This is a genomic window from Endozoicomonas atrinae, assembly GCF_001647025.1.
Taxonomy (GTDB): Bacteria; Pseudomonadota; Gammaproteobacteria; order Pseudomonadales; family Endozoicomonadaceae; genus Endozoicomonas; species Endozoicomonas atrinae.
Genome location: NZ_LUKQ02000346.1, coordinates 1 through 4433 on the forward strand (window position 1 = coordinate 1; position 4433 = coordinate 4433).

A 4433-nucleotide genomic window follows, 5' to 3' on the forward strand; every position below is an offset into this window, starting at 1 on the left:
CCTCTCGATTGGTCATGGCGCTGCTCCCTGCTTGATACCAACAGGAAAACAATCGGCCAGAAAAGGGTTAATCGGGAGGTCAAATTAAACTGGTGTTTTGAAGACTTATTACATCGGTGATGACACTTCTGGCTTTTGATGTGTTCACACCGGGAAATCAGCAATGCCAGCCCGCGCAGATCGGATGATATAATGTACCTCTGTTCACCAATAAAATACTGCAGGTCAATCGGCTCCAGTGTTCTGGCTTCAAGTGCCTTTAAGTAAGGGTGATGACGAATACGATACTCCACGGAATGGATTTCCTGATGCAACTGCTTGACCAGCACGAGTGCATCACTCATGAACTACCTCTCTTCTGTAACAACGTTAATGTGTGGAAAAGATATCTATGTGCCTGATATGGAAAAGCACATACATGAGCTACCAACCATAGCCTAAATGGTCAGTTTTACCCCTAGAGTCCCGCAGACCTTTACAATGAGATAACAAGCCATTGAATATAGTCAGTTACAGAAATAGAGGGTATGCTGCACCACAGCAAACAAAAAATAGAACATAGTAAGGATGTAGTCGTGCCGACCTCCATTAATGACATCATTTTTTTCGATACCTCCCAGGCAAGTAAAGAGGTTTACCACACAGCTGAAGAAAAACGGGTCTCCGGGAACCCATTACAGGCTGTTGTTAATCACTTCTCAGACCCCAGTGAACAATTCCATGCCGGTATCTGGGAGTCAGAAACCGGGTGCTGGAAAGTCAGCTATACCGAACATGAGTACTGTCAAATTCTGGAGGGTGTTTCCATTGTTCGAGACACAGAAGGTCATGAAAGAATACTGAAGGCCGGTGATAACTTTGTCATTCCCGCCGGGTTTGAAGGTGAGTGGGAAGTTGTTGAGCCATGCCGGAAGATCTACGTTATCTATGAACGAGTGGAGTAAAAAGCCTACTTCTAGTTCTGTTGATATAAGGCTCCTGTCTCAGCTCAAGCCAGAATTCTTCTGACTAGGCGCAAGGACGTAGGAATAACCTAAAGGTTATAAGTACTCACGTCCTTCAAGTCATTGCAGCAACGGCAGAGGCATTCTGGCTTGAGCCCAAAGGGCGGGACGTGCAGTCTGGCTCGTAAAGCCATCATCCAGCTTCGTTGAACTGGTTTGATGTAGAACCGCTACGCCTTCAGCAGCTAGCCTTGTGGAAATCGGCTATACAAACCAGGCTTCGCGCCCTAGTAGGTAATCATAATTGTTGTTCATACATTCAAGCCCACACCGCTTTTACCAGCATAATGAACGGTAATTATCCATACTATTTATGGAGATATTATCCTGATCACCTATAGTAGAAAGTGACCATAGATGATCCATCATGATGACGATAAAAGCAGGGTTTGAATAATGAAAAAACATGAGTCCATTCAAAAAATCATGAGTGACAACCCCGTTACTCTGCAGCTAGGGCAGAAGCTCAGTGAAGCCAACGCTATTTTCCGTCAACTGGACATTCACCATATCCCCGTAATGGATCATGATCAACCGGTTGGTATGCTCTCTGAAACAGACCTGCTTCGTCTGATTTACGATGCAGGAAATACGGATAGCCGTATGCAGGACACCTTGATTGACCAGCAAAACTCCATTGCCGATGTAATGAGTGATGACCTGCAAACCCTTCCCATAACCGCTACTGTCAAAGAAGCGGCGGAAATTCTCTCTGATGGCAGTCGGCATTCGGTGCTGGTCATGGATGCGGGGCAGCTTGCTGGTATTGTGACCTCAACAGACCTGATACGCTACTTACATGAGCAGTTTTAAACGTTTAGCTTACACCACGAAACACATCCGTCGCGAGAGGAAACAAAGTGTCCAAGGGCATTGATTAAACAGGTGGCAACCTCTAATGCGACCTGATTTGAGCAATTTCTATAAAAATGACAGAAAGCGCAATCTCATTAGCAGAGAGGGCTGTAAAGCAGGAAAGCTAGAGGTGTTGACTAAAGGATATTCGCCTCTCTAATCCCCAGCCTGCTCGAAACCAATTCTGCAAACGAAGGTAGTGGCTGCTTTCTAGTATGTCCTCCAGCAATGAATTGTCCATCAGGGCGGATTAGGTTTTTTTCCTCGCCCCAAAAAGGCTCAAACCTTATCTTTTTACTAACTTGCTGGTGAGAAGATAAGGCACCCTGACAACTCTTTAGACGCTGTTCAAGCATTAGCATGTCCATCCGGTCAAAGCAACGTAGCCAATTGATGGGTTTGATATCCACCATGTCTTGCTGAGGCTCATAAAGGTCACATGTATTTTGAATATCAAATGTAAAAAACCATTTTATTTTATTACCGGCTTGAAGCGTTTCTTGCAAAACATTGAAGGTAAGCCTGGGAGCCCCTTCTTTCTCCAATTCAGAAAGGTCAAGATTAAACGTTACAATGTTATCTCTCGAGAATTGCTGCCACCATTGAACCATCATGGCGGCACCAAACCGAATATACATTTCACTCAACAGATTTTCTCTACCTTCGGTACCTACTGGTAACGCCACAACGGACACATTTCCATTTTCTCTATGATGAAAAGAGAATTGCAAGTAGAGCTGGCCTGTTAACTCAACCTGAAATTCCAAGGGACCCATACTGAAACCGTGCTTATAGAGTATATGTTTCATTGGCTCCAAGCACTTTATAAGGTGTTGGGTTAACCAACTTGACTGGACATGTTTACAGAAAAAAGAAAGACTGATTCTTTTCTGTAAGCCAGCAACATCCCTTCTATATAGACTAATTCCAGAAGTTACTTTTTCCAGGTCATCATAATCTTCAATTAGGGAATTCAGGTTAATTAGGTCATTCTTAAAGATTTTCCATCTTTCTGGTTCATCGAAGACAATACTCAGGTGATCTAAAGCACCATCAATATACTGCTGGATTAAAGCATTCAACTCTTCAGTTTGTCTAACAATGCCATCTTTCATCTGACGAGACTGCTGAGGGGATAGTGCTCTATACGGAAAACTACCTGACAGGTCAGCCATTGAATTTCTTAACATCTCACAGCGTAAAGCCACTTTACCAAAAAGGTTATCCTTATGAGCTTCCAGCCTGTTTACCTGTGAACCATCTGATTTAATGGCTCGCATCACCCTGCTTGTACTGGAGACAGTAGCAGCAGAACAAGCTCCCTGTTGCTCAGCATGTGTAGTAAAGGTATTCTCACTTGATGATGTTAGTACTCTGGCAACATATTGCTTGAACTTGGCAGACTTGCCTCCATTCACCACCTTACCGGAAGAAGGTGATTGCTGGCTCACCTCAACCTCAGAGTGCTCTTGAATAGCTGGCAGACTACTTTTTTGAGCAAATAACCCAGCAAATGGCATGTAAAATATCTCAATTATAAAATACACCGTAATTTGGCTTTCTACAGCTAATAAAGTTCAATAAGCCAATCATTTTCTTCACAAAATGCCAGAACAGTTAACCCTTTGCTTGTAGATCCGATTCTCTTGACTGAAGGAAAAAGGCACGAAACCCTTTTTTAAAGGCATATTTCCGAACACTATCTTCAACCTCATCATAAACAAAAGGAGTAAACCGAAAGTTAATTTTTAATAATGAATGACTGCCATATCCTACCCACCCAATCCGACTCCATTCCTTTTCTACCTTTTTTTAAATTGATCAAAAAAGTCTTTCCAATTAACTACCTTCACATCAGGCTCTTTCCAATCCAGAAAATAAAGTTCTTCAGGGTTTTTCAATCTAGTTTGAACCGTTACAGTTTGACCGCCTACTTTAACAAGCATGATTAACGACAGCGAAATAAATGGTCTTCCCCCACCAGAAACTTCCGAAATGTATAAATCTGGCTCAAGCACTCCTTGTATACGACCATAATTGCTAAATGCACGAACCATAAACTCCGTACCAAAGCGAAGATACATTTCTAGTAGAAACTGTGTTCTACCTCCATCTGAGTCCTGATAATTCAACGGCAGTAATACATGCCAAACATCACCGTATGAATAATTAAAAGACAACTTCAAAAATAGACTTCCCTCTGGGTTAAGTTTAAGCTGAACCTTGGACATGTTAGAATCCAAATGACTCATTGCATATTTTATAGACCTGATATGATCGGATAGATTACGACCAACCCAGCTATTTCTCAGCAAGTTACAGTCTTCCAATGAAAACGGATGCCACTGACAATCATCGACATCTTTTATTTGTAAAAGTGGCATTGCTAAACCAGGTATATTTTTATCATTCAGAATGATGGTAAGTCCTTCAATATCATACATAAAGAGCCTGTAAATAATTCTGTGTAAACGCCACCAAAACTATTACTCCTTGAACCGGTCAGGAAACATAATTTCAAACCGGTTCATGGCTGCTTTCCAGTTCCTGATCGGCATGGTCCATTTCTCGGAA

Annotated in this window: 5 protein-coding genes; 2 read left to right on the plus strand and 3 right to left on the minus strand. The window is 42.3% G+C overall.

Annotation, left to right across the window (positions count from 1 at the left end; all coding sequences use genetic code 11):
* Nucleotides 1-344: hypothetical protein (locus AK963_RS25795; protein ID WP_202969872.1), on the minus strand; the 344-nt coding region annotated here is incomplete at its 3' end.
* Nucleotides 345-575: 231 nt separating this feature from the next.
* Between AK963_RS25795 and AK963_RS25800 the strand changes: the two genes are divergently transcribed.
* Nucleotides 576-944, plus strand: coding sequence for a cupin domain-containing protein (locus AK963_RS25800; protein WP_238593853.1), 369 nt, complete (start codon nt 576-578; stop codon nt 942-944).
* Nucleotides 945-1400: 456 nt separating this feature from the next.
* Nucleotides 1401-1817, plus strand: a complete 417-nt coding sequence (locus tag AK963_RS25805; protein WP_066018238.1) for a CBS domain-containing protein — start codon at nt 1401-1403, stop codon at nt 1815-1817.
* Nucleotides 1818-1996: 179 nt separating this feature from the next.
* Here the strand turns inward: AK963_RS25805 and AK963_RS25810 are convergent, their stop codons facing one another.
* Together AK963_RS25810 and AK963_RS25815 are read right to left on the minus strand one after the other, a co-directional pair.
* Nucleotides 1997-3379 (minus strand): hypothetical protein, encoded by a 1383-nt coding sequence (locus tag AK963_RS25810; RefSeq protein ID WP_139117667.1) that lies wholly within the window; start codon nt 3377-3379, stop codon nt 1997-1999.
* A 282-nt stretch (nt 3380-3661) separates the two neighbouring features.
* Nucleotides 3662-4303, minus strand: a complete 642-nt coding sequence (locus tag AK963_RS25815; protein ID WP_066018240.1) for a hypothetical protein — start codon at nt 4301-4303, stop codon at nt 3662-3664.
* Nucleotides 4304-4433 lie beyond the last annotated feature (130 nt).